The sequence below is a fragment of the Actinokineospora sp. NBRC 105648 genome, assembly GCF_030269645.1.
Taxonomy (GTDB): domain Bacteria; phylum Actinomycetota; class Actinomycetes; order Mycobacteriales; family Pseudonocardiaceae; genus Actinokineospora.
The window spans coordinates 400,043-425,318 of the sequence record NZ_BSTR01000001.1; the positions used below are offsets into that span (position 1 = coordinate 400,043).

A 25,276-nucleotide genomic window follows, 5' to 3' on the forward strand; every position below is an offset into this window, starting at 1 on the left:
TTTCGTGTCCGCGTGTCCGCGCGGGCGACCGCTCGTTGTGACAAGGAGCCACATCACATGACCGCATCATCGATGATCCTGCGGAACCCGGGGGCCGCGCCCGTCGACCCGGCGGATCTCGCGCGGCGGTTCACCGCGTCCGCGCTGGCCACCGACAGCCCGGTCACCCCCAACGCCCGCTTCGACGACTGGTTCGCCGGACACCGGGTGGCCAACCGGTTCGAGGTCACCAGGATTCCCTTCGGGGACCTGGTCGGCTGGCGGTTCCGGGAGGAGGACGGGAACCTCGTGCACGACAGCGGCGGGTTCTTCGCCGTCACCGGGCTGGAGGTGCGCACCGACCGGCCCGGCACGGGCGTCTGGGCGCAGCCGATTCTCGACCAGCCGGAAATCGGCGTGCTCGGTATCCTGGTCAAGGAGTTCGACGGCGTGCTGCACTGCCTGATGCAGGCGAAGATGGAGCCGGGGAATCCGGACACGGTCCAGCTTTCCCCCACCGTGCAGGCGACCCGCAGCAACTACACCGGATTGCACGGCGGCAAGCGCACGGTCTTTCTCGACCACTTCATGGACCCCGCCAGGCGCGTGCTCGTCGACAGCCTGCAATCGGAGCAGGGCGCGTGGTTCCTCGGGAAGCGGAACCGCAACGTCGTGGTGGAGGTTTTCGAAGACGTCCCGGAGCATGAGAATTTCCGATGGCTGACCATCGGCCAGGTCCACCGGCTGCTGGCGCGCGACAACGTGGTCAACATGGATACCCGGTCGGTGCTGTCGTGCGTGCCGTTCGATGCCCCGGACGGCCAGGGACGGCACCCGGTCGGCGGGAACTATCACTCTGCGTTGCTGCGCTCGCTGTCCGGTGCGGCCAGGGGGCTGCACGACACCAAGCAGCTGCTCGGCTGGTTGACCGAGGCCAAGGCGCGGCACAGCTTCCGCCGCCGCCAGCTCCCGCTGGCCGAGGTACCCGGCTGGCACCGCACCGAGACCGAGATCGCGCACGAGGAGGGCAAGCACTTCACGGTGGTCGCCGCCGACGTGCGCGCCGAGACCCGCGAGGTCACCCGGTGGACGCAGCCGTTGCTGGCGCCGGTCGAACGCGGCGTGGCGGCGTTCCTGGTGCGGCCGATCGAGGGGGTGCTACATCTTCTGGTACAGGCCAAGTCGGAGGCCGGGCTGCTCGACGTGTGCGAGCTGGCGCCGACCGTGCAGTGCATGCCTGCCAACTACCAGGGTTCCCGGCCGCCCCGCTACCTGGACGTCGTGCTCGGCGCCGCTGAGGAGTCGCTGCGGTTCGACGCCGTGCAGGCCGAGGAGGGCGGGCGGTTCGACCACGCCGACAACCGCTACCTGGTCGTCGAGGTGGGCGACGAGGTGCCGGTCGCCGACGACCCGGACTTCGCCTGGATGACGTTGCGCCAGCTCATGGAGCTGGCGCAGCACACCCGGTACCTGAACGTGCAGGCCCGCAGCCTGCTCGCCGGCCTGCACGCCACATGGTGAGCCGGGTGCGCGTCGGCGTGCTGGGCTGTGCCGACATCGCGCGGCGGCGCATGCTGCCCGCGTTGGCGGCGCAGCCGCTCGTCGACCTGGTCGCGGTCGCCAGCCGGGACCCCGACCGGGCGCGGGAGTTCGCCGAGCCCTACGGGTGCGCGCCGGTGCACGGGTACGAGCGGCTGCTCGACCGGGCCGACATCGACGCCGTCTACATCCCGCTGCCCACCGGGATGCACGCGGAGTGGACGCTGCGGGCCCTGGCGGCGGGCAAGCACGTGCTGTGTGAGAAACCCTGCGTGACCGACCCCGATGAGGCGGCCAGGGTCGCGGAGGCGGCGGGCAACCATGATCTGCTGGTGATGGAAAGTTTCATGTTCCTGCACCACGGCCAGCACCGGCGGGTGCGCGCGCTGGTCGAAGAGGGCGCGCTCGGCACCCTCCGGGAGATCACCGCGGACTTCGGCATCCCCGCGACGCCGAGGTCCGCGGCGGCGGCGAGCAGCCTGCTGGAGACCGGTGTGTACCCGCTGCGGCTGGCCCGGCTGTTCGCGGGGGAGGACCCCGAGGTGCTGGGGGCGACGCTGTCCGTCGACGCGGGGACCCGGTCCGACGTCGCGGGCAGTGTCCTGCTGCGCTTCCCCTCCGGGGTCACCGCGCGGCTCGGGTTCGGTTGGCGGCACTCGTATCGGTGCGTCTACGAGCTGTGGGGCAGCGCCGGGCGCCTCGTCCTCGACCGGGCGTTCACCACCCCGGACGACCGCGCGCCCGTGCTGCGCCTGGAACGGCCCGACGGCGTCCAGGAGATGACGCTGCCGCCGGAACGGCAATTCGTGAACACCGCCGGGGCGTTCGCCGAGGCGGTGTTGCGCGGAACGGGCTACGACGCATATACCGGTGACATCGTCCGGCAGGCCGCCCTGGTGGCCGAGGTGCGCCGGGCGGCGTTCGCCTTCGCACCGGCAAAGAAATTCCATGCGGTATGAAGCAGCTATCACTTGAGACGTAACACTCTTGCCTGCCCGGTACGGAGCGGGATAATCTTGGTAAGTCGTGTGGCTCGATCGATCGAAAAGCTGCGGCCTGGGGGAAGTCGAAGGTGAAGATCCGATTGCCTCCCCCTGTCGTCGCAAGGAAAAGGGAGCTCAGACAATGCGGTTCAACACCCTCGGTCCTTTGGAAGTCCTCCACAATGGCCAGTATATCAACCCGACCGCGCCCAAGGCGTGCAATACACTGGCCCTGCTGCTGTGCCGAGCCAATGAGGTCGTGGAGATTCCGGCGCTCATCGACGAATTGTGGAGCGACAACCCGCCGCGGAGCGCGGTCACCACCACCCAGACCTATATCTACCAGCTGAGAAAAATGCTGGGCCGGGCCCTCGGGGATGATGCCGACGGTCCCCGGCTGGTCACCAGGGCGCCGGGATACCGGCTGCGGATCGACGAGGACCTGATCGACGCGCGGGTGTTCGAGCGGCGGGCCAGGGAGGGAAAGCGGCTGCTCGCCGCCGGTCGGGCCGCGGAGGCCTCGCGCAGGCTGCAGGAGGCGCTGGACCTGTGGCGCGGGCCCGCGCTCGCCGACGTGCGCACCGGGCGGGTGCTAGAGGCGCACGTGGTCCGACTGGAGGAGACACAACTGGGGACCTTGCAACTCCGCGTCCAAGCGGATATGCAGCTCGGCCGGTTTCGGGAGCTGGTGCCCGAGTTGCGTTCGCTGGTCGCCGCGCATCCGCTGAACGAGTGGTTGCACGCCCAGCTCATCAAGTGCCTGAGCCATTCAGGCAGGCGCGGCGAGGCGTTGCAGGCCTACCAGGCGCTGCGCGTGGTCCTGGACGAGGAGTTGGGCCTGGCTCCGTCGCTGCCGTTGCAGCGGCTGCAGCAAAACGTGCTCAGCGACGCCGCCGACGAGGATGTGCACAGGGCCGCCCCGATGGTGCCGTCGGGAAACCGGACGCGGACACTGAGCCATTCCGCGTAACGGTTGGTAGCACTGTGTGATCGTGGTGGATTCGGTGCGGCGACTCGGGCGCGGCGGAGACGAAAGACGCGGAACTCCCGCTATGAAGGTGGTCCTACCAAAGATCATCGTCACAAGGAGTTTCGCGCGGGATGAGTGTCGCATACGAAGCTGTGCTGGACGTGTCGGAGGGCAGCGTCGTGTTCCTGTCCGGGTTGCTGGATGAGGAGCGGGTGCGTCGGGGCACACGGAACGACACTCGGGAGATGGGGACCTACAAGCAGGCTGTGTTGGTGCTGCGGTGGTTTTTCGATGACACCCGGATGTCGGGGTTGGCCAGGGACAACGGGATCTCCTCCTCGGCGGCGTACGCCTATCGGGACGAGGGGATCGCGGTGCTCTCGGCGCTCGCGCCGTCGCTGCACGGGGCGTTGTTGGCGGCCAAGGCCGCCGGGTACGCCCATGTGATCGTGGACGGCACGCTGATCCGCACCGACCGGATCTCCACTCCCGGCCCCACGGTCGGGGTGGATTTGTGGTGGTCGGGCAAACACAAGCGCCATGGTGGGAATGTGCAGGTCGTGTCCGCTCCGGACGGATGGCCTTTGTGGACTTCCGGTGTGCGGCCCGGCCGCGAGCACGACATGAGCGCCGCCCGCGCCGATCCGGACCTGCTGGCTCGGATCACCGACTGGGTCGGTGACGGCGCGCTCGTGTTGGCCGATCTGGGCCATGAGGGCGAACCCGACCTCTCCCGGATCCCGTTCAAGAAGCCCGCGAACGCGACGTTGGCCATGGACCAGCAGGCCTACAACGCGATCCACAACGCGCTGCGGTGCCTGGGCGAACGCGCCAACTCATTGCTCGAGACCACCTACAAGGCCCTGCGTCACTATCGCGGCTGCCCTTGGAGGCTGGGCGAGATCGTCGGGGCGGCGCTGGTCCTGCTGCACCACGAGAACCACCGGACCACGTGATCACCAACAGTTGATCACACAACGCAACACACGGTTACCCGGAAAGGCTCATTCCCACGGTACGAGCAGAACGCGGGCGCGCTGCCACTGGAGTTGGCCGGACGCTGAACCCACTGATAGCGTCGAAGTCACTCCCCTGGTGTCCCGCCTCAGGTGTTCCGAAGGTCTCCAGAGGATTTCGGTGGGTATCCACCGGGGTGCTACCAGCGATGGAGGGCAGGGGAGAGTGGTTTGGGGGACAAAGCGGACATCCGGGTATCGGGCGCCAGACCGATCGCTGTGTTCGTTGTCGACGAGAACATGATATTTCGCGAGGGGCTGCGCACGGTCATCGACCACGACGACGGCCTGCGGGTGGTCGGGCACAGCGCGCGGACCCTCGCGGAAGATCTCGCCGACACCATCGCTGGCACCCGGCCGGACGTGGTGCTGCTCGGCCTGGAACAGCTCGGGGCCTGGGCCGAGGAACTGGTCCTGGACGTGCTCGCGGCGCTGCCCGACGCCGACGTCATCGTGCTGGGCCGGGAGGTGGCCGACGACGGGACGCTGGAACGCCTGCTGGCCGCGGGCCTGCGCGCCTACGTGCCCAAGGACGTCCCGCACCGCTACCTGCTCTCGGTCATCCACGTCAGCGGGTTCGACGACGCCAGGGTCGCCCTGTCCTGGCCGCGGCCCGTCTGGGCGCGGCGCGGCGAGCCCAGCGAGCCCGCCGCGCCGCCCCAGGACGCTCAGCGTGAACTCTCCGCGCTCTCCACCAGGGAGCGCGAGGTCGTCGAGCTGGTCGGCCAGGCGATGACCAACGCCCAGATCGGCCGCAGGCTCGGCATCTCGGAGGGCACGGTGAAACGCCACCTGCACAACATCTTCGTGAAGCTGCGGGCGGTGTCCCGGCTCGACGCGGTCAACAAGGCGGTGTCCCTGTCGCTGATCATTCTGCAGTGACCGGGACCCGCGGCCGCCAGGACCGCGCGACCTCCATCACGTACTGGCCGTAGTCCGACTTGCCCAGCCGCTCACCCAGCCGGTGGCACGCCTCGGCGTCGATGAACCCCATGCGCAGCGCGATCTCCTCCAGGCAGGCGATGCGGACCCGCTGCCTGCTCTCCAGGATGCCGACGAACTGGCTGGCGGTCAGCAGCGCCTGCGGCGTCCCGGTGTCCAGCCAGGTGTAGCCTCGGCGCAGCTCCACCAGCGTGGCCCGGCCCTCGGCGAGGTAGCGCCGGTTGACATCGGTGATCTCCAGCTCGCCGCGCGCGGACGGCTGGATGTTCTTGGCGATGTCGACGACGTCGCTGCTGTAGAAGTACAGCCCGGTGATGGCCTGGTTCGACCGGGGCACCGCGGGCTTCTCCTCGATGGACAGCAGCCGCCCGCTGTCGTCGACCTCGCCGACGCCGTAGCGCTCCGGGTCGCTGACCTGGTAGCCGAACAGCACGCAGCCGTCCACGTCGCGGGCGTTGCGCTGCAGCAGCGGCGACAGGCCCGGCCCGTGGAAGACGTTGTCGCCCAGCACCAGCGCCACGGTGTCGTCGCCGATGTGCGACGCGCCGATGATCAGCGCCTCGGCCAGGCCGTTAGGCCGCTCCTGCTCGGCGTAGCTGAACCTGACCCCGAGATCGCTCCCGTCGCCGAGCAGCCTGCGGAACTGAGGCAGGTCCTCGGGCGACGAGATGATCAGGATGTCGTCGATCCCGGTGAGCATCAGCACCGAGATCGGGTAGTAGACGGTCGGCTTGTCGTAGACCGGTATCAACTGCTTGGACACCGCCAGCGTCGTGGGATGCAGCCGCGTGCCGCTTCCCCCGGCGAGCACGATCCCTTTCATGGCCTTGCCTCCATCCAGAGCGGTGGGCCCAGTCCGACGGAGTGGGCAACGCGCGTCCAGCACACCAACCGGGCCTCGCGGGGCCTTGGTGGCCCGATCCAGCAGCGCGCTCCAACCCCGGTGGACGAGCCTTTGGGACAGTGCGTGCCCGCGAAGCCAGTTCTCTGGAGGGAAAGCCGTGCGCGTCCTCGTCATGACCAGTCCATTCCCCACTCACCTCACACCGATCGTGCCGCTGGCCTGGGCCCTGCGCGCGGCCGGGCACGAGGTGCTCGTGGTGTGCCAGCCGGACGTAGCGGCCGCGGCGGGGCGGGCCGGGCTGAACGTCGCCGTCGTGGGCGGCGAGTACGACGACATCGGCAGGCGCCGCCGGGCGAAGCCGGTTTTCGCGCGCGCCGAAGAGGACGGTTCACGTCCCTGGCAGGTGTTCGCGCGCGGCTGGCAGGCGCGTGTGGACACTCTGCTCGGGCCGAGCGCGGACGTCGCCAGGGCGTGGCGGCCCGACCTGATCGTGGCCGACCCGCTGGAGTTCGTGGCCCCGCGCCTGGCACACGCGTTGGACATCCCGTACGCGCACCACCGCTGGGGTGTGGATGTTCACGGTGACGAACGCTGGTGGCGCGCGTGCCAGGCACTGTCGGGGGGCCAGGGGGAGGGCATGCCGGACCCGGCAGCCGTGTTCGACCCGTGTCCGCCCGGCCTTCAGGCGCCGGGGCTGAGCCCTGGTTCCGGTATCCGGTTCGTTCCCTACAACGGAACCGGCAGCCGTCCCGCGCTGCCGCCGTGGCAGCGGGACGCGACCTGTGTCTCGTTCGGAACCCGCGCGGTCGCGCTCGGCGGGGCCGACCTGCTGCGCGTCACCCTGCGCGCGCTCATCGGGCCGGTCCTGGTCGCGGCACCGGCGGGCACCCGCGAGGCGCTGGGCGAGGTGCCGGACGGCGTGACCGTCCTGGAAGACGTGCCGCTCAGCCTTGTCCTCGACCGGTGTGCCCTGGTCATCCACCACGGCGGCGCGGGCACGACCCTGACGGCGACGGCTTTCGGCCTACCGCAACTGGTCCTGCCGCAAGCGCCCTACCTTGTCGAGCACGGTGAACGGCTCGCGGCCACGGGCGCGGGGGCGTTGCTGCTCGCGGAGGAGCAGCGCGAGGAGAACATCCGCTCCGCCGTCGCCGGGTTGCTGACCGGCGCCGCGGGCCGGGCAGCGCGGGCACTGGCCGCCGGGACGGCCGCGCAGCCCACGCCTGCCGACTGGGTCGGGCCACTGGAGAAGATCGCCGGATGAGCCGTGCGCCTGCGGGCACGGCGAGGGGCCCGGGCGAAGAACGACCATGCGCGCTCCGCCCGGGCCGGGGGAAGCGGGGCCGCACCGTCTGGGGGATCGGTGCTGCCCCGCGAGCCTGGGCAGGGTCAGCTCTTCTCGGCGGGCGCCGAGGGCTGGGGGGCCTGGGCGTCGGTCCAGTTGTGCTTGGCGTCGTGCATGGTCTCCTTGACGAAGAACGAGAGCACGACGGCGAGCACGGACACGGCGGCCGCGGTGAGGTACATGACGTGGTTGGCGGAGATGAACGCGTCCACCACCGTCTGCCGGACCGGCGGCGGAAGCTGTTGCACGCCACCGAGGTTCGACACGTCACCGCCGAGCCTGCCCGCGACGTCGTCGGGCAGCCTCGACTCGAACGACGCGGTGAGCAGGACACCCAGCAGGGCCGTGCCCAGTGCCTGCCCCATCCGGCCGAGGAACCGCACCGACGTGGTGGCCACCCCGAGTTCGTGGCCCTCGACCGCGTTCTGCACGGCCAGGATCGACACCTGCATCAAGCCGCCGAGCCCGGAGCCGAGCAGGAACAGGTCCAGCGCGATGACCCACGACGACGTGTGCTCGCCCAGCACGCCCAGCAGCGCCAGCGACGCCGTGCACAGCACGTTCCCGATCACCAGCACGATCCGGTACCGGCCGAAGCGCGCGATCCACAGCCCGCCCGACGTCGAGAACAGCACCAGCCCGACCGCCAGCGGCACGGTGAACACCGCCGAGCTGGTCGGTGTCTGCGCCCGCGCGATCTGCATGAACGTGGCCAGGTACACCGGCGCGGACATCACGGCCAGGCCGGTGACGATCTGCAGCGGCGTGACCGTGCGGTAGACCGGGTTGCGGAACAGGCCCAGCGGCAGGATCGGCGCGGCGACGCGCTTCTCCCAGCGCAGGAACACGACCGTGAGCACCACGAACGCGGCGGCCATGCCGAGGATCAGCGGCGAGGTCCACGAGTACCTCGTGCCGCCCCAGTCGGTCAACAGCAGCAATAGGCTCGCGGCGGCGGCGATCAGCGCGGCACCGACCACGTCGACCGGCTCCCGCCGCCGTGTCCCGGCGGGCAGGTGCAGCGCGTACACCATGACCAGCAGGGCGGCGACGCCCAGCGGCACGTTGATGTAGAACAGCCACCGCCAGCCCAGGTGCTCGCTGACCACACCGCCGAGCAGCGGACCGGCGACGCTGCCGCCGCCGATGATCGCCCCGCCGAGGCCGGAGCGGCGCGCCCGGTCCTTGGGCGGCGACACCATGGCCACGATCACCAGCGTCACCCCGACCAGCCCGCCCGCACCGAGGCCCTGCACCGTGCGGAACAGGATCAGCTGGACCATGTCCTGGGCCAGGCCGCACAGCATCGAGCCGACCAGGAACAGCCCGGCGGCGAACACGAAGACCTTCTTGGGCCCGAAGACGTCGCTGAGCTTGCCGTAGAGCGGCTGGGTGGCGGTGGAGGCCAGCAGGTAGACGGTGAACAGCCAGGGCAGCATGTCCAGCCCGTCGACCGGGTCCAGGTCCCTGGCGATGGTCCACGCGGCGCTGCCGACGATGGTCTGGTCGAGGCTGGCCAGCAGCAGCACGCCGAGTGCCCCGGCCGAGATCAACTTCATCATGTTCGGCGACATGGCCTTCGCCCTGCCGGGCGACTGCCCCGCCGCCGTGGCGGTCGGACGTGTCATCGTGGTCTGGCTCCTTGGTCGGTGGTCGCGCTCGTCCGGACCCACGGTGCCGGGGCGACCTGAGCCCGCGCTGACACGGACCTGAGCCCACCCCTGACCCACCTCTGAGCCCGCCCGGAGCCGCTCCAGGCAGGCCCCAAAGAGCCTCGACGGGCGCCAAGACGATGGACGGCGGCAGTCGCCAGCCCAGCCAGTGAGGGAGAGAACCCGATGCGCGTCCTGTTCATGAGCACGCCCGTGTCCACCCACTTCGCGCCCTCGATCCCGCTGGGCTGGGCCCTGCGGGCGGCCGGGCACGAGGTGCTGGTGGCGGGCCAACCGGACATCCTGGGCGCGGCGCACGGGGCCGGGCTGTGCACGGCCGTGGTCGGCGAGTACTTCGACGCGCTGGAGCCGCTCACGTCGAGCCTGCCCGAGGGCAAGCGGCCGATCGAGGTCGGACACACCCGGGTGCGGGACGGGCACTGGGACGACGTCAACAAGATCTGGCTCATCCACTGCCGCTACCTGGTGTCCCGGTACATCGAGCTGGCCCGCGAGTGGAAACCTGACCTGATCGTGGCCGACCCGCTGGAGTTCAGCGCCCTGCTCGTCGGCGGCGTGCTCGGGGTGCCCACGGTGAACCGCCGCTGGGGTGTCGACCCGGCGGGCGTCCCTGGGCAGGAGATGGCGGCCCGCACGATGGGCACCATGCTCGGCAGGCTCGGCCTGGACGCGCTGCCGCGGCCGGCGCTGGTTCTCGACCCGTGCCCACCGAGCCTCCAGGTCCCGGAGGCCCCGCCCAGCCAGGGCATGCGCTACATCCCGTTCAACGGCGCGGGCTCGTTGCCGGACTGGGCCAGGGAGAAGCCGCGCGGCCACCGCCGGGTGTGCGTGAGCTTCGGCAGGCTGACCGCCGCGATGAACGGCATCCCGCTGTTCCGCACCGTCGTCGAGGCGGCGGGCGGGCTTGACGGCGTGGAGACGATCCTGACCCTGGAACCCGAGTTCCGCGAGGCCCTGGGCCCTGTGCCGCCGTCGGTCCGCGCGGTCGACCCGGCCCCGCTCAACCTGTTCCTGGACACCTGCGACGCGGTCGTGCACCACGGCGGCGCGGGCTCCACCCTGACCACGACCGCGTTCGGGCTTCCGCACCTGGTCCTGCCGGGCATCACGGACACGTTCGTGGTCGCCGACCGCGTGGTCGCCACCGGGGTGGGCCGGACGGTCGACGAGGCGGGACCGCAGAACGACCCCGAGGTGGTCCGCGAGACCCTGCGCGGCCTGCTGGACGACCCCGGCCACGCCCAGGCGGCCACCAAGCTGCGCGACGAGGTGCTGGCCATGCCCACGCCCGCCGAGGTCGTGCCGATCCTCGAAGAACTGGCGGGCTGACCCCGTGCGCGTACTCCTCGCTTCGGTGTCGGTGCCCAGCCACCTGCTGCCGATGGTTCCCCTGGCGGACGCGCTGCGGGCCGCCGGGCACGAGGTCCTGCTGGCCTGCCAGCCGGATCTCGTCCCACACGCGGAGTCGGCGGGTCTGCTGACGGCGGTCGTCGGGAGTGAGCAACTGGAGGCGGACCGACGGCAGCGGATGGCCCGGGTCGCGAAACAGCAGGCGCCGGGTGGGACCTGGCAGCCCACCTGGGAGCAGCTCGCCGAACGCTGGCGGCAGCGGGTGGCCGGGGTGGTGGACGACTATGTGGAGGTCGGCCGGTGGTGGCGACCCGACCTGATCGTGGCCGACCCGCTGGAGTTCACCGCCCGTGTGCTCGCCGGGGTGCTCAGGGTGCCGGTCGTGGTGCACCGGTGGGGGCCCGAGACGATGTCCACCGACGCTGTGGGGCCCGCGCGCGCGGCCTTGGCCGACATCTGTGCCCGGCTGGGCCTGCCGGACGGGCTGCCCGCGCCCGCGGCGATCCTCGATCCTTGTCCGCCGGGGCTGCAGTTCCCGGCTGCGGCGCCGTCGACGGCGGTGCGGCATGTGTCGTTCAATGGGACGGGGTCGGTTCCGGACTGGGCGCGGGGCCAGGATCGGGTGTGCGTGTCGTTGGGCAGCATGCCCGCGCAGCTCGGGGGGCTGGCGCTGCTGGAGACCCTGGCCAGGGCGGAGCTGGGCGGGGTCGAGCTGCTGGTGCCGCTGGCGGAGGGGCTTCACAAGGAGGTGGGGGACCTGCCGTCGTCGGTGCGGGTGGTGGAGCCGACACCGTTGAACCTGTTCCTGGACGGCTGCTCGGCGGTGGTGCACCACGGCGGATCGGGCACCGCGCTCACGGCTCTGGCGCACGGGCTGCCGCAGCTCGTTCTGCCGCAGTTCAACCCGGCGCTGGCGATGTGCGGGGAACGGGTGGCGGCGGTGGGCGCGGGCGTGAACCTGGTCGCTGAGGACCAGTTGGACCCGGCGGGGGTGGGTGAGGCACTGCGGGTCGTGCTCCACGAGCCCGGACCGCGGGCGGGGGCGGGGAGGATGCGGGACGCGATGGCGGAGCAGCCCACCCCGGCGGAGTTGCTTCCGACACTGGAAGCCCTGCTCTGACGGCGAGCGAGGCTCGGTGGCTGACCCGGCCGTCAGCCGGTTGTGTGGATGTGTCCGCCCCGGGAATTGCTCGTCCGCCGAGATCAGGGTTCGCGGGCCGCTTCCCGCAGCACCGCTGTCACCTCGACGCGGCTGGTGGCCGCACCTCGGTCATACCCCGTCTCGAACTCCTTGTCCGACAGGCTTCTCCGCGCGGCCGCGGCAATCCGCCGGGCGTCCGGGCCGCCGCCCCCGCCCCGCACCGCGTGCGCCGCCCCCAGCAGGTACGCGACGCGGTCCGGCCGATCCTCCGCAAGTTCGATCTCCGCCAGCAGTTCCGCCAGTCCTGTCAGGACAGTCGGTTCCGGTACCGGCGGCAGAATCCGCACCGCCTCCGCGAACCGGTCACGTGCCACACCGACCTGTCCCTCCGCCACCTCCACGAATCCCAGTGACGTCACCAGCGGGGCGTATACCCGGTCCGCGCCGTGGCCGGGGAACGCGAACTCGGCGCGGGCCCTGTCCAGCCAGTGGCGGGCCGTCGCCTGCGACCCCACCCAGCGGTCCACCTCACCCGTCGCCCACAACGCAAGCGTGCGCTGGGCCCGCGCGCCGAGTTCGTCCGCCAGCGCCAGGGCCGCGTCCAGCTCGCCTCTGGCGCGGTCCACGTCGCCTGTCCTGGCCCGCTCGGTGGCCAGGCGGACCATCAGCAGGGACTGGTCCTCGCGGTCACCCAGCTCGGCCACCAGCCGCAGAGCCTCCTCCAGCGCGTCGATCACCGAGTCGTGGCCGGGGGTCTCGGCGGCGGCGACCAGGGCCTGCGCCGTGCCCCAGCGCTCGCCGATGCCGCGGAACAGGTCCGTGGCGGCCTGGTAGGCGGCGGCGGCGCGGTCCGGGCGGGCGAGAGTCATCTCGATACGGCCGCGGTGCAGGTGGGCGAGGCCGCGGACCCAGGGATCGGGGTCCTCGGCGCGGCGGGCGAGGGAGTCCAGCAGGGAGCTGTCTCCGCCGAGCATGCGGGTGATGGGTTCGAACAGGCCCAGTGCCGGGTGCGAGAAGGGGAGTCCGGCGCGTTCCATGCCGTCGAGGAGGGCGCGGACCTCGGGCATCCGGGTGTGATCGTCGGCGGTGACCAGGGTGAGCACACGCGCGGCCGGTGCCGCGTTGGCCGGGTCCAGTGCCAGCGCGCGTTGGGCCCACTGGGCGGCTTCCTGGCGGCGGCCGCTGAGGAACCAGTACCAGCCGAGGGCGGCCACCAGCCGGGTCGCGATCGCGCCTTCGTCGCGTTCGACGGCCCAGCCCAGCGCGGCCACCAGTTCGTCGTGTTCCGCGGTGAGCGTGCGCAGCCAGGTGAGCTGGTCGGCCCGGCGCAGCCGTGGTTCGGCCTGCTCGGCGAAGTCCAGGAAGAACTCGGCGTGCGCGCGGCGGACCTGTTCGGCGTGGTCGGACTGTTCTAGCTTGGCCAGGGCGAACGCCCGCACGGTCTCCAGCATCCGGTATCGCGGCTCGCCGTCGTCGGTGACGGTCAGGAAGGACTTGTCCACCAAACCGGTGAGCGGCTCGAACACCGGTGCGCCGCGCAGCCGTTCGACCGTCTCCAGCACGGCGCCGCTGCGGAACACCGAGAACGCGGCAGCCAGCTCCCGTTCACCCTCGGTCAGCAGCTCCCAGCTCCAGTCGACCACCGCGTGCAGGGTCTGCTGGCGTGGCACGGTGGTGCGGCTGCCCATGGTGAGCAGCGCGAACCGGTCGTCCAGGCGGTCGCGGACCTGGTCGGGCGACATCGACCGCAGCCGGGTCGCGGCCAGTTCGATGGCCAGCGGCAGCCCGTCCAGGGCCCGGCAGATGTCCAGGATCACGCCCACGTTCTCCGGGGTGACCCGGAACGAGGGCCGGGCCGCGGCGGCGCGCTCCGCGAACAGCTGGATCACCGGGCTGTCCATGGCCTGCCCGGCCGGGGTGACCGCTTCGGGCACCGGCATCGGCGAAACGGGCACCAACTGCTCGCCGGTGATGCCGAGCGGCTCGCGGCTGGTGATCAGCACCCGCAGCCCGGGGCACTGCCCGAGCAGCGTGTCCACCAGGTCGGCCACCGCGCCGACCACCTGCTCGCAGTTGTCCAGCACCAGCAGCGGCCGCTTGTCCCGCAACGCCTCGACCAGGCGTTCCAGCGGTCCGCGCTGGTCAGCGGCCACCGGGTTGATCAGGCCGCCCGCGCGCAGCCCCAGCGCGGTGACCACGGCCCTCGGCACGTCCGCCGGATCGGTCACGGCGGCCAGCTCGACCAGCCACACGCCGTCGGGGGTGGACTCGGCCAGCCGGGCCGCCGACTCCGTCGCCAACCGCGTCTTGCCCGCCCCGCCCGCCCCGGCCAGGGTGAGCAGCCGGGAGGTCCGCAGCCGCTGCTCGATGTCGGCGACCTCCTGCTCCCGGCCGATGAACCGGGTCAGTTGGGCACGCAGGTTGGTGCGCGGCCGGGAGACGGGCGCCGAGCGCGGCTGGGTGTCGGTCTCGCCGCGCAACACGGCCAGGTGGGCGGCGGCCAGTTCGCGACCGGGGTCCACGCCGAGCTCGTCCGCGAGCAGGTGGCGGCCCTCGTCGTAGCAGGCGAGCGCGTCGGCCTGCCTGCCCGCGCCACCCAGCGCCCGGATGAGCTGCGCGCGGGTGCGCTCACGCAGCGGGTGCGCGGTGACGAGCGCCTCCAGCTCGGGGATCAAGCCCGCGCTGTCACCGATGGACAACTCCGCCTCCACCCGGTCCTCGGTGGCGACCAGCCGCAGCTCCTCCAGCCGGTCACGCTGGCCGCGCACGAACACGGTGTCGTCGAGATCGGCCAGCGCGCGGCCGCGCCACAGGGCGAGGGCGGCGCGCAGCGAGGCGGCGGCCCGGACGTCGTCCTGGCCGAGCAGGGCGCGCCCCCGGGCCGCCAAGTCCTCGAACTCCTGGGCGTCGAGCGCGTGCGGCGGCACAGCCAGCCGGTAGGCGCGCGGCCGGGACTCGACCAGGCCGTCGGGCAGCGTGCGCCGCAGCCGCGACACCAACACCTGCAGGGCGTTCGCGGCCCCGGCCGGGCGTTCACCGTCGTCCCACAGCTCGTCGACGAGCAACTCGCTGGGCACGGGCCTGCCGCCCGCCATGGCCAGCCGCACCAGCAGTCCGCGCAGCCTGCTGCCCGGGATCGCCACCCCGGCCCCCGCCTCGGTCCGGACGTCGATCTCCCCGAGGATGCCGACCCGCACGCCGCTCGCCACCCGACAATTGTGCCGGTGCGCCGAAATGGCCCGCCGCTGCCGTCACCCAGGGGTGAACGATCACCCGGCGGCGCGCAGCCTGGCCTCCAGGGCACGGCATTCGTCGTAGGTGGGCAGCAACCCGGCCTGGGCGGCCTCGGCGAGACCCAGCGCCGCCGCGTCCTTGTCCGACATCAGCGGTTCACCCGTCAGCCCCCAGTCGATGGCCAGGTCGGGGTCGAGGGCGTTGATGTCGACCTGCGTACCCGGGACGAACTCGGCGGAACACAGGTAACAGACGCAGGCGTCGTCGGTCAGCGCGAGGAAGCCGTGCCCCAGCCCCTCGGACACGTACACCGCCATGCCGGACTCGGCGTCCAGCCTGGTCATGTCGTGGCGGCCGAACGTGGGCGAGCCGAGCCGGGTGTCCACGACCACGTCCAGCACGGCGCCGCGCACACACGTCACCACCTTGGCCTGGCCGGGCGGGGTGAGCGTGCCGTGGATGCCGCGCAGCGTCCCCTTGCGGGAACTGGAGAAGTTCACCTGCGCGACCGGGAAGGGCCGCCCCGTCGCCTCCACCACGCGGCTGTGGCGGTGCAGTTCGAAGAAGGACCCGCGGCGGTCGGCGTACTGCTGCGGTGCGATCAGCCAGGCGCCCGGCACCGCGAGTTCACGAACGTCCATAGTGCAGCGAAGGTATGCGGCCCCGTTCGACTCCCGGTCGAGCCCGCGGGGACCACCGATCGTGGACTCAGGCTTGAACCGGCCGCCCGACCATGGGCCCCGCCTTGCCCGCCACACCGGCGAGCGGGTCCGGGGCGCACTGGCAGCGGGCGCGGAGGTCTCATGTTCGGCAGTGCCACAAAGCGGGTCGTCGTACTCGGTGGAACGGGTTTCGTCGGCAGACACGTGTGCGCCGGGTTCCGGCACGCGGACAGCACACGGGAAGTGGTCGCCGTGTCCCGGCGCGCGGCCCCGGTCCCCCCGGGTATCCGACCACTCGCCCTCGACCTGTGCGCCACCCCACCCGAAACCCTCGCGCGGGCCCTGACCGACGGCGGCCCCGCCGTGGTGGTGAACGCCGCGGGCGCCGTGTGGGCCGCGTCCGACGAGGAGATGAGCGTCGCCAACGTGGAACTCGTGCGCTGCCTGGTCGAGGCCCTGCGTCTCGCGGGCCCCCGCGTGCGCCTTATCCACCTGGGCTCCGTCAACGAGTACGCCCCCGCTTACCAGGGCAGCCCGGTGGGCGAAACGACACCGACCACCCCGACGACCACCTACGGCCGCACCAAGCTCCGCGGCACCGACCTGGTCCTCGCCGCCGCCCGGCGCGGCGACATCGACGCCCTGGTCCTGCGAATGGCCAATGTGGCCGGCCCGGGGTCGCCTGCCGCGAGCCTGCTCGGCCGCGTCGCCCAACAACTCCGCCTGGCCTCCCGGGAAGGCCGCACGGCCGAGATCCGCCTCACCCCGCTCCGCGCGGCTCGGGATTTCGTGGACGCCTCCGACGCGGCCGCGGCCGCGCTTGCCGCCGCCCGGTCCTCGGTCACGGCCCGCGTGGTCAACATTGGCAGCGGGCGCGCTGTTGCGGTCCGTGCCCTGGTGGAACTGCTGATCAAGGTCAGCGGTGTACAGGCGGAGATCATCGAGCAGCCTGCCGGGGACGGGGTCCAGACGACCCCGCCCGAGTGGCTGGAGGTCGACATCCGGCTCGCCCAACGCCTGTTGGGGTGGTTCCCCCGCCGAAACCTGGAGGACTCCGTCACCGATCTGTGGCGAGAACTTCCCGACTGATCTTAAGGAACACCACATGCGCGTACTTTTCGCTACCTGGACGGGCTCGTCGCATCTGTTCCCGATGGTTCCTCTCGCGTGGGCGGCGATCGCCTCGGGCCACGAGGTTCGGATGGCGACGCCGCCGTCGTGCACGCAGTCCGTGCTCGGCGCGGGCTTGACGGCGGTTCCAGTCGGGCGGGATGTCTCCCGCGCCGAGCTGGCGCGCCGCACGGAGGGGTTGTCGGCGTGGTTGGGGGAGAAGCCGCCGTGGCCGCGGGACTGGGCCCGGTCACCGGAGACCCTGGGGGGCGAGGTCGCGGCGGTGTACCGGACCCTGGCCGAGAAACAGTTCGCGGTAGCGGATGTGATGATTGGCGACCTGCTGGAGTTCGCCCGTTCTTGGCGACCGGACCTGATCGTGCACGACACGGTGTGCTATGCGGCGACAGTGGTGGGGGCGGTGCTGGGCGTGCCGACCGTGAGCCACATGTTCGGGTCGCCGATGATCACTCGCAATGAGCTGACGGACATGACGGGTGCGCCTCTGCCGGGCTACGCGGAGTTGTTCGAGCGCTTCGGTGCCGTGGCCCCGGACGGACCCGAGGCATGGGTTGATCCGTGTCCGCCCCTGTTGCGTTGGCCCGCGCGGGTTGAACGCACCGATATCCGGTTCGTGCCCTATAACGGGACGGGTGGGGTCGAGCCCGAGTGGATGCGGGAGCGGAAACAGCGGGCCCGGGTGTGTTTGACGTGGGGGCTGACAGCGGCGGAAGTGCGGCCGGACAGTATGCCTGGGCCGTTCGAGGCGGCGCTGAAAGCGTTGCTGGATGTGGATGTGGATGTCGTGCTGGCGGTGACGGCCGCGCATCGGGGGCTGCTGGGGGAGCTGCCCGAGCAGGTGCGGGTGGTCGAAGGGGTGCCGTTCTCGTTGTTGCTGAGAAGGTGTGACGCGTTGGTTCACCACGGGGGGACGGGGACAGGGTTGACGGCGGTGGCGGCGGGGGTGCCGCAGTTGATGTTTCCGTTGGCGCCGGTGTTGGCGGCGTTCGCGGAGAGGGTGGACGCGGCGGGGGCGGGGGTGATGTTGGATCCCGGGGAGGTGGAGGGTGTTGAAGGGGCATTGGAGAGGGTGTTGGGGGAGGGTGTGCGGGAGCGGACGGGGGAGGTTCGTGCGCATATGGCGGGGGTGGCCGCGCCGGGGAAGGTGTGGGGGGAGTTGGCTGGGTTGGTGTGATGCTGTTGGGTTGTGGCCTTTGCTTTCTGTTGCGTTGGTTTTGTGGTTCGCGAGTTTTTTGGGTGCTCGATGGGGAGGGTTATTCATAAGGCTGGACACCACCCTTATGAATAACCCTCCCCATCGAGCAGGTTGAGCGGGGCGCGTCGCGTTTGGGCGGTGGTCCTTGTGCTTGTTCCAGGTCCGCCTGCGTCATGCCGGGGTGGGTTGTGTGGGGCGCGTTGCCTGTCGTCGTGGCTCGGTGCCTTGTCTGGGCTCGTTTGTCTTGTTGTGGTCGTGTTGTGTTGCGGGGGTGTTTCTCAGACACACTCCAGGATGGTCCAGTCGCCCGCGGGTGGGTTGTGTGTGAGCCGGAATCCGGCGCCTTCGAGGAGGCGTTGCCATTCGTTCAGGGATCGTTCGCGGCCGCCCATGATCACCATCATGTCCAGGTCCAGGAGCTTGGCCGGGTCCCAGGAATTCATCGGCAGCACCACCTGTTCGAGGATCAGCAGGCGTGCGCCGTGGGTGACGACCTTTCGCAGCCGTTGGAGGAGTTGTCCGGCTGCCTCGTCTGTCCAGTCGTGCAACACCATTTTCAGGATGTAGGTGTCGCATCCGGTTGGCAGGGGGTCTGTGAAGAAGTCGCCGCCGACGATCTTGGCCCGGTCTCCCACGTCGCGCAATGACGCTCCTGCCACGACGGATGGTCGGTCGAACAGCACCCCCTGTGCTTCCGGGTAGCGCTCCAGGAGAGACGCCAGGAAGTATCCGCGTCCGCCGCCGATGTCGGCGATTCGGTGGGGTTGGCCGAAGTCGTGGCGTTCGAGGTAGCGGGTTCCCAGTCGCCTGCTGATTCCCGTCATGGCCGCATCGAAGATCCGGCCCGCTGTCGTGTCCGAGGCCAGGTAGTCCCAGAAGGACAGACCGTGGACGTGGTCGAACGCGGGCTTGCCGGTCCGCACGCTGTGGGTCAGGGCGGTGAAGGCCCGGTTGAAGCGTTCCGAGCCGTCCAGCAGGATGGCGTCGCGCACGCTGTCCTGGACGTCCTCGCGCAAGCCTTCTGCCAGCTCTGTCAGGCTGAAAACCTCGGGTGAGACCTCGCGGAACAACCCCAGCAGGGCGGCGAAGCGCAGTACCCGGTGGAGTTGGGTCGGGTCGCATCCGACCTTGTCGGCGATTTCCGATACCGGCAGCGGGCCACCGGCCAGTACGTCCGCCACGCCGAGTTCGGCCAGCGTGTGCACCACGGCCGTGAACCGCTGGCCGTTCGCCAGGAGCATCAGCTTCAGCCGGGCGGGTACCGGGCCGTCGGGGGTGACGAGGTCCAGGGCGGGGCTGGTCGCGTCAGGCATCGTCGTGTTCTCCGTTTTCCATGAGGTGGGTGGCGAAAACCCCGGCGGCCGGGCCGAACTGGAGTACCGCGTGTCCGGCCGCGCAGTTGACGTCTCGCCAGGCGCGCTGGACCGGGTGGTGTGCGTGTTGGGAGCGGGCGCCGCCCGCTCGGAACAGCCTGTCCACGGCGGAGCCGAGGAGTTCGGCGGCGAACGCGAAGTCCCTGGGCGTGCGGGAGAGTTCGAGGTCGGTCAGCGCGCCCCGGTCGGCGGTGGACGCCGCGCGTTCCAGGAGTAGTTGGGCGCTGTCGATTTCCGTGCCCGCCCGGGCCAGGGCCGTCTGGACGGCCGGGTTCGCCCGGGCCTGTTTGCCGTTGACCTCTGTCTTCACCGCCAGTCGTTCCGCTGAGATCCGCAGGGCGGACCGGGCCGCGCCCAGTACCGGGGCGACGAACGTCAGACCGTTGACGGCCTTGAACGGGACCAGTGGCCGTCCCACGTCGACCTTCCCCGCCATCAGGTCACTGTGCGCGGCCGTCAGGTGCTCGGGCACGTACACGTCTTCGAGTTCGACCGCGTTGCTGCCGGTGCCTGCGAGGCCGACGTTGTCCCAGGTCTTCAGTACCCGGTAATGGGCGCGCGGCACCATGAAGAACCGGTATTCCCGCTCCGGTGTCAGGGCGCCGAGCAGAGTCCATGCCGAGTGGTCCACGCCGCTGGCGAACGGCCAGGTGCCGGTGAGGCGGTAGCCGGAAGTCGATCGCGACACCTGGCCTGTGGGTGCGATGGACCCCGCGAGCAGCTCGTTGGGGCCGTCGTCCCAGATCTCCGCGCATCCCGCCGCAGGCAGGTGGGCGGCCATGCGGCCGACGATGGCGTGGACGGCCGCGTTCCAGGCCGTCGAGGCGCAGCTTTCGCCGACCTCGGCGACAGCGCGCAGCAGAGCGATGTAGGTTCCCCCGGCGCCGCCCCATCGTGCGGGTACGAGGTGGCGGGCGAATCCCGCGCCGCGCAGGGCGGCGACGACGTCGTCGGGCAGGGTGCGGGCCGACTCGGTCCGGTCGGCGAGGCGGGCCGCGACGATGCCGACTCCGGTGGCGCGGGGGGTCGGGGCGACGGCTGGTTCGACGATGGTCACCGGATGTCCTTTCGGAATTGTCCACTTCGGTCTTCCTCGGCCAGGGATGTCAGCCGCGGCACCAGGTCCGCGGGGCTGGGCTGGGCGAGCATGTCGTCGCGCAACGTGGTCGCCGCGCGGGCCGGGCCTGAGCTGTCGAGCAGTGCGCTCAGAGCCGAGCGGAGTTGTGTGGGAGCGGAACCGGGGTCGGCGGCGAGTTCTCCGCGCACGAGGTGGCGGGCGGCCCCCAGTTGCTCCAGGCGGTCGCCCGTCATCATCTGTTCGGGGCGTGGTGACACGATCAGCTGAGGTGTCCCGGACCAGACGGACGTCATCGTGGTTCCCCCGCCGCCCTGGTGCACGACGGCGGCACACGACGGCAGCAGCAAGCTCAGCGGCAGGTTCTCCACCACGCGGGTTCCCGCGGGCAGGTTCGCGGGCGCGTTCCCGGCATCCGACAGCGCGAGGACGAGCTCCGCGTCGAGTTCCGTCACCGCGTCGACAACCTGGTCGAACACGTCCGGGCCGCCACCCGAGCCGATTCGGCCGCTGGTGATGCCCCAGGTGAGGCAGACCCGGCGCCGTGCGGGTGGTTCGAGCAGCCAATCGGGGGCCGCGCCCGGACCGTTGTAGGGGACGTAGCGGCACGGCAGCCGGGGGGCGGCCGACGGAAGTCCCATGCTGGGCGGGCACGGGTCGATCCACACGTCCGGCGAGGTCTTCGGCGCCACCCCGAACCGGTCGAAAAGCGCCACGAAATCCGCCGCAGGCTCGCCGCTGAACAGGTCGAGGTGGTGTTCGGGAAGCGCGATGTTGCCCCACAGCGTGGCCGCGCTCGGCACCCCGAGCACCGCGCCCGCCACCAGACCGGCGAACGTCACGGCGTCATGCACCACGAGATCCGGCCGCCAGGCGACGGCGAAGTCCACCACCCCCTTCACCATCGACGCAGCCATCGCCGTCTGCTTGTGCCCGAGAGCCGCGTACATCTCCCGCTGGCCCGCGCTGAGCAGCTCCGGTCTCCCGTACCAGTCGGTGGTCCAGCGGCTCTGCTTGTGCCAGGAGGTCAACGCGGGCGCGGTGGTCATACCGACCAGGTCGGCCTCGTCGGTGACGGTCACCGGCGTCAAACCGGCCCGGTTCACGGCATCGGCCAGCGCGGGACCGACCGCGACCCGGACGTCGTGGCCCGCGGCCAGCAGCGCCCAGCCGAGCGGAACCATCGGATAGAGATGGGACGGCCATGCCCACGTGGTGAGCAGTACGCGCACGGTCATCACCTCGGAACGGGATCGGGTAGGGGCTGCGCGATGTTCCCGGCCCGTGTTCGACGCCGGGCCGAGCCGCGGTCGAAAGAGCGGCTTCGAACGAGGTTCGAGCCCGGGCCGCCAAGGTGCGTGGACTGGCGGACACGGGAGGGCTCGATGGACTGGGGTGTGCGGGACCGGACAGTGTTGGTGACCGGCGGGGGGAAGGGAATCGGGCTGGCCGTGGCCCGGGCATTCCACGCCGAGGGCGCGCGGGTCGCGCTCACGTGGCGGTCCGACGAGGAAGTGGCCGCGCGGGTGGCCGCCGAGCTGGGCGAGCGGGCATGCCATGTGCGGTACGCGCTTGATGAGCCAGGCTCGCCGGACGCGGCGGTCGCTGAGGTGTGCGCGCGGTGGGGCGGGGTGGATGTGCTGGTGGCCAACGCTTTGGTGCGGCCACGTCGGCGTGGGCCGGGGGAGCGGTTCGAGGACTTCTCGCCGGATGAATGGGAGCCGCTGCTGAGCAATGTGTCAGGCGTCGTCCGGACTGTTCAGGCTGTCCTAGGGGGAATGCGGGAACGGGGCTGGGGGCGGATTGTTCTTGTTTCCTCGCATGTGGCGGTCGATGGGAAACCGCGGCAGGAGATTTATGGGGCGGTGAAGATGGCGATGCATGGGCTGATGCGGAGCCTGACGTGGGATGTGGGGGGTGACGGTGTTTTGGTGAATGTTGTGAGTCCGGGGCTGACGGTGACGGAGGGGGTGGTTAAGGTGCTGCCCGAAGTGGTGCGGGAGGAGGAGGTGAGGGTGACGCCGACGGGGAGGTTGAGTACGCCGGAGGAGGTTGCGGCGGCGGTGTTGTTTCTGGGGTCTGGGGCTAATGGGAATGTGTCGGGGGAGGTGTTGACGGTGGCGGGTGGGCAGTAGGGGGTTGCAGTTTTGGGTGGTTGCTTTCTGCTGTAGGCGAGTCGCTGTTGTGTCACGCTGTGACCTTTGCTTCTCTGTTTCGTCGGGTAGGTGGTCCGGCGTTCTTTCTGTCCCGTTGCGTTGTGGTTCTTTGCTTTCTGTTGCGTTGGGTGGGTGGTTCGCGATTTTCTTTGCCTGGCTCGATGGGGTGGAGTCCCAGGGCGGTTCAGTCACGGGCTTGTTGGACATGTCGGGCTTGATTGTGGATCGGCGTAGTCCGCGAGGGAAGGTCTATGGGTTGGTGTTCGTTCTGGCTGCGTCGTTGGTCGCGGTGTTGGCCGGTGCGAGGAATTTTCGGTCGATCGCTGATCAGGTCGCTGATTTTCCGCCGTCGCTGCTGTCGAGGTTGGGTGGCGTGTGGTGCCGTTTCTCGGGGGTGTTCCGGGTACCGAGCAGACACACTGTTCGTCGTGTGTTGTCGGATATCGATGGTGACGCGTTTGATCTGGCGGTGGGGTCGTGGCTACTGGAACGGGTGCGCAGGGATTCCGATGGGCTGTTGCGGATCGCGATCGACGGCCAGGTGTTCCGCGGCGCGTGGACTGACGAGAACGATCAGTTCACGTTGTTCTCCGCGATGGTCCATCGTGAAGGCGTCACGATCGCCCAGGTCCAAGTCCCGGCCGATACGAACGAGATCACACAGGTCAAGGCGTTGCTGGCGGGTGTGCTCGCGCGGGACGCGGAACGGGTGGTGGTCACGATGGACGCCGCGCACACCCAGCGAGACACCGCCGAGCATCTTGTCGGCGAACGCGGGCTCGACTATGTCGCGACGTGTAAGGGAAACCAGCCCTCGTTGCTGAGATCGGTGTTCACAAAAGTGGTTCCCTTGACGAAAGGTCCACCACATCATGTCGTGAAAGAGCGGGGACATGGCCGGCTCAGTCATTGGTCGACGTGGGTCACGGACGCCGAAGGGATAGACTTCCCGCACGTGCGTCAAATCGCTTGCATTCGTTGGGACATCTTCAATATGGACGGGCAACGAGTCAGCAAGGAATGCGCCTGGATCGTCACCAGTATTGCACCCGAACGCGCGCAAGCCGCCGACTTGCACGCCTACACTCGCGAACACTGGGGAATAGAGAACAAATCTCATTACGTACGTGGCGTCACCTGGGTGCGAAGACGCGCACCAAGCACGCACCGGAAGCGGGCCACGAGCCATGGCGACACTCAAAAATCTCGCCGCCGGCCTGCTGCGACTCAACGGTCATCACGACATCAAACGAACCACCGAAGCAATCGGCCGAGATCGCACCAGAGCACTACCACTACTTGCCACTTAGAGCGAGAGCTCATTACTCAAAGTGATCTTGATCTATCCTGCTCCGACCACCCGGCCATACCGACCACTGGGTCAACTGGCGCCGCACACACCAAGCACGATCACGCTGGTTCCACAAACGTGCCAGACTCGCCCGCAACATCGAGATCACCCAGGTCAGCTAGCAAATGGCTGCTGCCGTACTACGCCAGGCCCTCCCCACACAAAGCCCTTTCCAGGACTCCACCTGAGGTGCTGGAAAGTTCTCGGACAGTGACCCCAAGGTAGGATTGGGGTTGACTGACGGGAGGTTTTGTGGTGCAGAGACGTTCGCGGTATTCGCCGGAGTTTCGGGAGGCGGCGGCGAAGGAAGTGGTCGAGCGGTCACGCTCGATTGCGGAGGTGGCTCGGGATGTGGGGGTGCTGGAGCAGACCCTGGGGACGTGGGTGAGGAAGTACCGCGAGACTCATCCTGTCGAGGGTGGGGACGAGTTGTCGGTGTCCGATCGTGCGCGCTTAAAGGAATTGGAGCGGCGTGTCCGGGAGTTGGAGCAGGAGAACGAGTTTCTGGGAAAATCTGCGGCCTTCTTCGCGAAGAAGTTCCGGTGATCGTCAAGTACGCGTTCATCGAATCCGAGGAAGGCAACTATCCCGTCATGTCCATGTGCCGGTGGGCGAAGGTGTCACGATCGGGCTACTACCATTGGAGGACTCGGCCGCGATCGGCCGTCGCCGCGCGGCGGGACGCTCTCGCGGCGCGGGTGAGGTCGGTGTTCGAGTATTCCGATGGCACGTACGGATATCGGCGGGTTCACGCCCAGTTGGCGCGGTGGGGCACACATGCGGACCCGGGGACCGTCAGGTCGGTCATGCGGGGGTTGGGCCTGGTGGCGTGCCAGCCGCGGCCGTTCCGGCCGGTCACCACCGTCGCCGGTGACGCCGGTGTGCTGCCGGACCTGGTGGCCGGTGACTTCACCGCCGACAGGCCGGGGGTGAAGCTCGTCGGGGACATCACCTACATTCGCACCGGCGAGGGTTGGTTGTATCTGGCCACGGCCCTGGACTGCTATTCCAAGAAGGTCGTCGGATACGCGATGGCCGACCACATGCGCACCGAGCTCGTCACCGACGCGTTGCGGATGGCCGCGAACAACCTCGACACGATCGGTGGTGTCACCGTTTTCCATTCCGACCGCGGCAGCAACGGTGAGTTCAACTGGTCGTCGCAACACCTCGATGACGGAGGTGGTCGACGATGGCGACGGCGGACTGGAGCAAGAAGACCAGCGATGCGCCGGAGGGTGCTCGTCGGCAGTGGCGCGCGGATCGGGCGCTGCGGCCCGCGATGCGCTCGCCCGGGCGGCCTGAGCCTTCGCGGGC

General features: G+C 70.0%; 20 protein-coding genes and 1 pseudogene. 14 read left to right on the forward strand and 7 right to left on the reverse strand.

Annotated features, from left to right (window positions below; all coding sequences use genetic code 11):
- Positions 1-57: 57 nt before the first annotated feature.
- The 5 genes from QSK30_RS01165 to QSK30_RS01185 all read left to right on the forward strand — a co-directional run bounded on the left by QSK30_RS01165 (position 58) and on the right by QSK30_RS01185 (position 5,369).
- Positions 58-1,500 carry an NDP-hexose 2,3-dehydratase family protein gene (locus QSK30_RS01165; RefSeq protein WP_285498840.1) on the forward strand — a complete coding sequence of 481 codons (1,443 nt, stop codon included), beginning with the start codon at positions 58-60 and terminating at the stop codon, positions 1,498-1,500.
- A gap of 5 nt (positions 1,501-1,505) precedes the next feature.
- Positions 1,506-2,477 carry a Gfo/Idh/MocA family protein gene (locus QSK30_RS01170; protein WP_285498841.1) on the forward strand — a complete coding sequence of 324 codons (972 nt, stop codon included), beginning with the start codon at positions 1,506-1,508 and terminating at the stop codon, positions 2,475-2,477.
- Positions 2,478-2,643: 166 nt separating this feature from the next.
- The gene (locus tag QSK30_RS01175) at positions 2,644-3,471 is read left to right on the forward strand and encodes an AfsR/SARP family transcriptional regulator (RefSeq protein ID WP_285498842.1); all 828 of its coding nucleotides are present in this window, start codon (positions 2,644-2,646) and stop codon (positions 3,469-3,471) included.
- Between the two features lie 131 nt (positions 3,472-3,602).
- Complete coding sequence (locus QSK30_RS01180) at positions 3,603-4,427, forward strand: transposase family protein (RefSeq protein ID WP_285498843.1); 825 nt, start codon at positions 3,603-3,605, stop codon at positions 4,425-4,427.
- Positions 4,428-4,727: 300 nt separating this feature from the next.
- Complete coding sequence (locus QSK30_RS01185; protein ID WP_285498844.1) at positions 4,728-5,369, forward strand: response regulator transcription factor; 642 nt, start codon at positions 4,728-4,730, stop codon at positions 5,367-5,369.
- On the opposite strand, the gene rfbA is transcribed toward QSK30_RS01185, so the two are convergent.
- Positions 5,356-6,252 (reverse strand): glucose-1-phosphate thymidylyltransferase RfbA, encoded by an 897-nt coding sequence (rfbA, locus tag QSK30_RS01190; protein ID WP_285498845.1) that lies wholly within the window; start codon positions 6,250-6,252, stop codon positions 5,356-5,358. The two genes, QSK30_RS01185 and rfbA, sit on opposite strands and share 14 nt — an antisense overlap.
- Positions 6,253-6,430: 178 nt before the next feature.
- On the opposite strand from rfbA, the gene QSK30_RS01195 reads away from it, so the two are divergent.
- Positions 6,431-7,537: a nucleotide disphospho-sugar-binding domain-containing protein gene (locus QSK30_RS01195; protein WP_285498846.1), complete on the forward strand. Its 1,107-nt coding sequence runs from the start codon at positions 6,431-6,433 to the stop codon at positions 7,535-7,537.
- A gap of 125 nt (positions 7,538-7,662) precedes the next feature.
- Here the strand turns inward: QSK30_RS01195 and QSK30_RS01200 are convergent, their stop codons facing one another.
- Complete coding sequence (locus tag QSK30_RS01200; RefSeq protein WP_285498847.1) at positions 7,663-9,246, reverse strand: MFS transporter; 1,584 nt, start codon at positions 9,244-9,246, stop codon at positions 7,663-7,665.
- A gap of 210 nt (positions 9,247-9,456) precedes the next feature.
- On the opposite strand from QSK30_RS01200, the gene QSK30_RS01205 reads away from it, so the two are divergent.
- Together QSK30_RS01205 and QSK30_RS01210 are read left to right on the forward strand one after the other, a co-directional pair.
- Positions 9,457-10,620 carry a nucleotide disphospho-sugar-binding domain-containing protein gene (locus QSK30_RS01205; protein WP_285498848.1) on the forward strand — a complete coding sequence of 388 codons (1,164 nt, stop codon included), beginning with the start codon at positions 9,457-9,459 and terminating at the stop codon, positions 10,618-10,620.
- Between the two features lie 4 nt (positions 10,621-10,624).
- Positions 10,625-11,761, forward strand: a complete 1,137-nt coding sequence (locus QSK30_RS01210) for a nucleotide disphospho-sugar-binding domain-containing protein (protein WP_285498849.1) — start codon at positions 10,625-10,627, stop codon at positions 11,759-11,761.
- 83 nt (positions 11,762-11,844) lie between these two features.
- Here QSK30_RS01210 and QSK30_RS01215 read toward each other — a convergent pair whose 3' ends face one another.
- Entirely contained in the window at positions 11,845-14,991 is a 3,147-nt protein-coding gene (locus QSK30_RS01215) for an AfsR/SARP family transcriptional regulator (RefSeq protein WP_285498850.1), read from the reverse strand.
- Positions 14,992-15,051: 60 nt separating this feature from the next.
- Positions 15,052-15,657, reverse strand: a complete 606-nt coding sequence (locus tag QSK30_RS01220) for a dTDP-4-dehydrorhamnose 3,5-epimerase family protein (RefSeq protein WP_285498851.1) — start codon at positions 15,655-15,657, stop codon at positions 15,052-15,054.
- Between the two features lie 162 nt (positions 15,658-15,819).
- On the opposite strand from QSK30_RS01220, the gene QSK30_RS01225 reads away from it, so the two are divergent.
- Together QSK30_RS01225 and QSK30_RS01230 are read left to right on the forward strand one after the other, a co-directional pair.
- Complete coding sequence (locus QSK30_RS01225; RefSeq protein WP_285498852.1) at positions 15,820-16,767, forward strand: NAD-dependent epimerase/dehydratase family protein; 948 nt, start codon at positions 15,820-15,822, stop codon at positions 16,765-16,767.
- Positions 16,768-16,783: 16 nt separating this feature from the next.
- Entirely contained in the window at positions 16,784-17,983 is a 1,200-nt protein-coding gene (locus QSK30_RS01230; RefSeq protein ID WP_285498853.1) for a nucleotide disphospho-sugar-binding domain-containing protein, read from the forward strand.
- Between the two features lie 299 nt (positions 17,984-18,282).
- On the opposite strand, the gene QSK30_RS01235 is transcribed toward QSK30_RS01230, so the two are convergent.
- The 3 genes from QSK30_RS01235 to QSK30_RS01245 are packed head-to-tail and all read right to left on the reverse strand — an operon-like array spanning position 18,283 to position 21,690.
- A complete protein-coding gene (locus QSK30_RS01235) occupies positions 18,283-19,317 on the reverse strand; it encodes a methyltransferase (RefSeq protein WP_285498854.1) in 1,035 nt (344 codons plus the stop codon).
- The gene (locus tag QSK30_RS01240; protein WP_285498855.1) at positions 19,310-20,434 is read right to left on the reverse strand and encodes an acyl-CoA dehydrogenase family protein; all 1,125 of its coding nucleotides are present in this window, start codon (positions 20,432-20,434) and stop codon (positions 19,310-19,312) included. Before QSK30_RS01240 ends, QSK30_RS01235 begins: the two co-directional genes overlap by 8 nt.
- Positions 20,431-21,690, reverse strand: coding sequence for a nucleotide disphospho-sugar-binding domain-containing protein (locus QSK30_RS01245; protein WP_285498856.1), 1,260 nt, complete (start codon positions 21,688-21,690; stop codon positions 20,431-20,433). The genes QSK30_RS01240 and QSK30_RS01245 overlap by 4 nt, the downstream gene beginning before the upstream one ends.
- A gap of 147 nt (positions 21,691-21,837) precedes the next feature.
- Here QSK30_RS01245 and QSK30_RS01250 point away from each other — a divergent pair, with 147 nt between their 5' ends.
- The 4 genes and pseudogenes from QSK30_RS01250 to QSK30_RS01265 all read left to right on the forward strand — a co-directional run.
- Entirely contained in the window at positions 21,838-22,587 is a 750-nt protein-coding gene (locus QSK30_RS01250; protein ID WP_285498857.1) for an SDR family NAD(P)-dependent oxidoreductase, read from the forward strand.
- A 226-nt stretch (positions 22,588-22,813) separates the two neighbouring features.
- Entirely contained in the window at positions 22,814-24,184 is a 1,371-nt protein-coding gene (locus QSK30_RS36725; RefSeq protein ID WP_352231535.1) for an ISAs1 family transposase, read from the forward strand.
- Between the two features lie 30 nt (positions 24,185-24,214).
- A complete protein-coding gene (locus QSK30_RS01260; RefSeq protein ID WP_285498859.1) occupies positions 24,215-24,505 on the forward strand; it encodes a transposase in 291 nt (96 codons plus the stop codon).
- A 53-nt stretch (positions 24,506-24,558) separates the two neighbouring features.
- Positions 24,559-25,041: pseudogene (locus QSK30_RS01265) on the forward strand (IS3 family transposase); the annotation flags it as partial.
- Between the last annotated feature and the right edge of the window lie 235 nt (positions 25,042-25,276).

Bases quoted from the DNA above. Each gene is read 5' to 3' on its own strand.
- QSK30_RS01165 (WP_285498840.1), top strand. From the start codon at position 58: ATGACCGCATCATCGATGATCCTGCGGAACCCGGGGGCCGCGCCCGTC.
- QSK30_RS01175 (WP_285498842.1), top strand. From the start codon at position 2,644: ATGCGGTTCAACACCCTCGGTCCTTTGGAAGTCCTCCACAATGGCCAG.
- QSK30_RS01180 (WP_285498843.1), top strand. From the start codon at position 3,603: ATGAGTGTCGCATACGAAGCTGTGCTGGACGTGTCGGAGGGCAGCGTC.
- QSK30_RS01185 (WP_285498844.1), top strand. From the start codon at position 4,728: ATGATATTTCGCGAGGGGCTGCGCACGGTCATCGACCACGACGACGGC.
- rfbA (WP_285498845.1), bottom strand. From the start codon at position 6,252: ATGAAAGGGATCGTGCTCGCCGGGGGAAGCGGCACGCGGCTGCATCCC.
- QSK30_RS01200 (WP_285498847.1), bottom strand. From the start codon at position 9,246: ATGACACGTCCGACCGCCACGGCGGCGGGGCAGTCGCCCGGCAGGGCG.
- QSK30_RS01205 (WP_285498848.1), top strand. From the start codon at position 9,457: ATGCGCGTCCTGTTCATGAGCACGCCCGTGTCCACCCACTTCGCGCCC.
- QSK30_RS01220 (WP_285498851.1), bottom strand. From the start codon at position 15,657: ATGGACGTTCGTGAACTCGCGGTGCCGGGCGCCTGGCTGATCGCACCG.
- QSK30_RS01225 (WP_285498852.1), top strand. From the start codon at position 15,820: ATGTTCGGCAGTGCCACAAAGCGGGTCGTCGTACTCGGTGGAACGGGT.
- QSK30_RS01230 (WP_285498853.1), top strand. From the start codon at position 16,784: ATGCGCGTACTTTTCGCTACCTGGACGGGCTCGTCGCATCTGTTCCCG.
- QSK30_RS01235 (WP_285498854.1), bottom strand. From the start codon at position 19,317: ATGCCTGACGCGACCAGCCCCGCCCTGGACCTCGTCACCCCCGACGGC.
- QSK30_RS01245 (WP_285498856.1), bottom strand. From the start codon at position 21,690: ATGACCGTGCGCGTACTGCTCACCACGTGGGCATGGCCGTCCCATCTC.
- QSK30_RS01250 (WP_285498857.1), top strand. From the start codon at position 21,838: ATGGACTGGGGTGTGCGGGACCGGACAGTGTTGGTGACCGGCGGGGGG.
- QSK30_RS36725 (WP_352231535.1), top strand. From the start codon at position 22,814: ATGTCGGGCTTGATTGTGGATCGGCGTAGTCCGCGAGGGAAGGTCTAT.